Origin of the sequence: Neisseria sp. P0008.S002, from assembly GCF_051962805.1 — a bacterium.
Lineage (GTDB): Bacteria > Pseudomonadota > Gammaproteobacteria > Burkholderiales > Neisseriaceae > Neisseria > Neisseria perflava.
In genome coordinates this window covers 1-3376 of sequence record NZ_JBQCUY010000015.1, presented here as the reverse complement: position 1 = coordinate 3376, position 3376 = coordinate 1, and the positions used below count along the sequence as shown (strand labels likewise).

General features: G+C 55.3%; 4 protein-coding genes. 1 reads left to right on the top strand and 3 read right to left on the bottom strand.

Features of this window, described 5'->3' with window-relative positions:
• Positions 1 to 59 precede the first annotated feature (59 nt).
• From ACTHSA_RS10775 to ACTHSA_RS10765, 3 genes are read right to left on the bottom strand one after another with little or no spacing between them, the layout of a single operon-like run.
• Positions 60 to 1349, bottom strand: a complete 1290-nt coding sequence (locus ACTHSA_RS10775; RefSeq protein ID WP_049331821.1) for an ISL3-like element ISPpu12 family transposase — start codon at positions 1347 to 1349, stop codon at positions 60 to 62.
• Positions 1350 to 1370: 21 nt separating this feature from the next.
• Positions 1371 to 1883 carry a signal peptidase II gene (lspA, locus tag ACTHSA_RS10770; protein ID WP_003821921.1) on the bottom strand — a complete coding sequence of 171 codons (513 nt, stop codon included), beginning with the start codon at positions 1881 to 1883 and terminating at the stop codon, positions 1371 to 1373.
• Between the two features lie 3 nt (positions 1884 to 1886).
• Positions 1887 to 2783, bottom strand: coding sequence for a cation transporter (locus ACTHSA_RS10765; RefSeq protein WP_070588402.1), 897 nt, complete (start codon positions 2781 to 2783; stop codon positions 1887 to 1889).
• A 95-nt stretch (positions 2784 to 2878) separates the two neighbouring features.
• On the opposite strand from ACTHSA_RS10765, the gene cadR reads away from it, so the two are divergent.
• Entirely contained in the window at positions 2879 to 3286 is a 408-nt protein-coding gene (cadR, locus tag ACTHSA_RS10760) for a Cd(II)/Pb(II)-responsive transcriptional regulator (RefSeq protein WP_004364961.1), read from the top strand.
• Positions 3287 to 3376 lie beyond the last annotated feature (90 nt).

Genomic DNA, 3376 nt, shown 5'->3' with positions numbered 1-3376 from the left:
AGGGTATACGGATTTAATGGTTGATGGGGCACCTTCACCCCATCAATCTGATACCACCCTCAGATGGTTGATAGATCGACTCCGTAGTTGAGTTCCTCTGCGAAGTCCGGCAGTCCGTAACCGATGGTTTTCTTGTAGAAAGGAGAGACCTTCGCAGTCGGTGCCTTCTTCTTGTGCTTCGTGGTGTAGAGCATTCGTGCCCGCATCACCTCGAAGGAGTAACCGCGCCCTTCACGGTTCTTGTCCTTGGCCAGTCGGTTGATGGACTCCGTGTAAGCGTTGGTGACGGGCATGTCCATCTCGAAGTAGGTCATGGTCTCTTCACGCCAGTTTCCCACTGCCCTGACCAGATCGCTCCAGACTTCCTTTTGGCCCTTCGGGATGGTGGCTATCCACTCGTCCAGGGCGGCTTCTGCCTGGAGCCGTGTGGTGGCGTCCCAGATGCCGTAGAAGCGCTCCTTGTGCTCGTAGGCGGCCAGCAGTTGCGGGAACGCGCCTGTCCAGGTCTCCATGATGAGGCGCTCCCGGTCTGAGACTTCGTGAGCGCGTTTCAGCAGGATTTTCCGGTCTCCCTTGAGAGTCCGGCTCTGGGACGGTTTCAGCTCCTTTCTGAGGCCCTTGCGCACTCTCTCTAGGGCATCGTTGGCCATGCGCACCACATGGAACTTATCGACCACGATACGGGCCTGGGGCAGTACAGCCTTGACCGCTGCCCGGTAGGGGTTCCACATGTCCATGCTGACGATCTCGACCTTCTGCCGGTCTTTCAGCTTCATCAGGTAGTTGGTCACCACGTCCTGGCGGCGGGTGGCCAGCAGGTCGAGCAGGGTTCGCTCCTCAATGTTGGTCAGAATGCAGCGGTAGCGCTTGTTCAGGTATAGCTCGTCAATGCCCAGGATGCGGGGCGTCTCGAAGCGGTGCCAGCGCCCCAAGAACTCGGCGCGGGCGTTGAAGATGTCGCGCACCGTCTTCTCGTCCAGGCCGGTCTGTGCCGCCACAAAGGTGTAGGGGTGGTTGAAGGATTCCTTCTCCACGTACTCATGCAGCCGCAGTGTCATACGGAATCCGTCCACCATCTCCGGTAGCTGGGGCCTGAATGTTGTCTTGCAGGCCCGGCAGGTGTATCGGCGGCGGACCACCCAGAGAGTGACCCGCTTGCCGTGGATGGGCAGATCACGATAGGGAACGTCACGCTTGCCGAACCGTACGAACTCACCCTGCACGCCGCATTCCTCGCAGGCGATGGGATCGGGCACGTCCACCTGGAAGTGCATTTCGTCGTCGGTTGATTTGCAGCCCAGTACTTGGTATTGCGGCAGGTGAAGGATGTTGTCGGGAAGTTCGGTCATGGTGTTGTATAGGCGTAGGTGTCAGTCAGATCCATCCGACTCGGCATTGGTGTTTGCTTTTTTACCCAACAAGCTGCTGGAAACGAAAAGTAAGGCACCGAGGACAATTGCAATATCAGCCAGGTTGAAGGCCGGCCAATGCCAGTCTCGCCAATAGAAATCAAAGGAATCCACAACATAGCCGCGAAAGACCCGGTCAATCAGGTTGCCCATGGCGCCACCGAGGATAAGACTGTAAGCGATGGCTTCTCCTTTATGACGATTTTCAAGGATCAGCTTGATCAGAAAAATCGAGACCACTACCGCGATTCCGATAAAAAAGTAGCGCTGCCAGCCTCCACCATTCGCAAAAAGACTGAATGCGGCACCGGTGTTCCATAGGTGCACCCAGTTAAAGAACGGGGTCACCGAAACATACTCGCCATAGGCCATTGATTGCTGCACCAGCCACTTTACAGCCTGATCAGACGCTGCCAGCAGGCCCGATATGGACAATAGGGCATACGGCGAGAGCTTTTTGCCAATAATGAGCATTATTTAACCCTTCAACGCCAAAATGCGTCTGGCACCGTTAAGTACAATCACCCCCGTGATGGTGCCGATAATCAGATCTGGATAATTGGAACCGGTCCACGCGACCAGGGCGCCGGCGGTGATGCCCCCCAGGTTGATCACCACGTCGTTGGCCGAGAATATCAAGCTTGCCTTCATGTGCGCCCCGCCTTCCCGATGTTTGGATATGAGCAGCAGACAACTGGTATTGGCAATCAATGCGACGAATGCGATAGCCATCATCACCAGAGATTCAGGCTCACTACCGAATACAAAGCGTCTCACCACCTCTACGAGCACGCCCACAGCCAAGATCAGTTGCAGTACACCAGCAAGATGCGCGGCACGTACCTGCATTTTCACGCTATGTCCAACCGCATAAAGGGCAAGCCCGTACACCGCCGCATCGGAAAAATTGTCCAGGGATTCTCCAATCAGGCCGGTGGACTGGGCGATCAGACCGGCAGTCATTTCCACTACGAACAGAAGTGCATTGATGCCGAGCAACCAGCGCAGGGTCCAGGATTCTTGCTTAGCAGAAGCTGCCGAAAACTCGGCGGCCTTGATGGTCTCTGGATTTGCAGCGACGGTTTCCTGAAGCGAGGCGCCTAGCCCCAAGGTCTTCAGTTTCGAGGTGACGGGCTCGATCTCGCCGTCATGCACGACCTTCAGCCGGCGGTTCGACAAGTCGAAGGACAGCGCCCGAATCTCCTCAAAGCCGTTCAGGGCTAGGCGAATCATTCGTTCTTCTGATGGACAGTCCATCTTCGGCACTGCATAAACACTGACCCATCTCCCTGTCGCCTCGGAGGAGGCCTGTATATCGGTATCCGCTGCGGACGTTGCATCACCGCCACAGGCGCCACCACAGGATTTGCTCATAATATGACTCCACTTGAACAATGTTGTGGTACCATTTTAAACTATAAAGCTACTATAAGGTCAATAGAGTAAAGAATCCGTTGGGGAGGAGGCTGATGCGCATTGGTCAGTTGGCGCAGTTGGTAGGGGTCGAAACACAGACGATCCGCTTCTATGAACAGCAGGGCTTATTGCCGCCGCCTGATCGGCAGGACAACGGTTACCGTGTCTATACCGAGAAGCATGGTGAGGGGCTGGCCTTCATCCGTCGCTGCAGAATCCTGGGCCTGTCACTGGCTGAGATTCACGAACTACAGAGCTATCAGGACGACCCTCATCAGCCTTGTACCGCCGTCAACGCCTTGCTCGATGATCACATCTCTCATGTGCGGTCGCAGATAACCGCTCTGCAAGCGCTTGAGAAACAACTCGTTTCACTGAGAGCGAGTTGCAACGATGACCGGGAAGTTGAGGCGTGTGGGGTTCTTGCTGGAATTAGCGAAGGAAACATGCACCAGCAGTAGGTGAAGCATCAACCAGATAATCCGATGAGATGCTAGTCTGTCTCACTCTCATGCAAAGGTAAGATCAACCATTTAATCCGCTTACCCCTT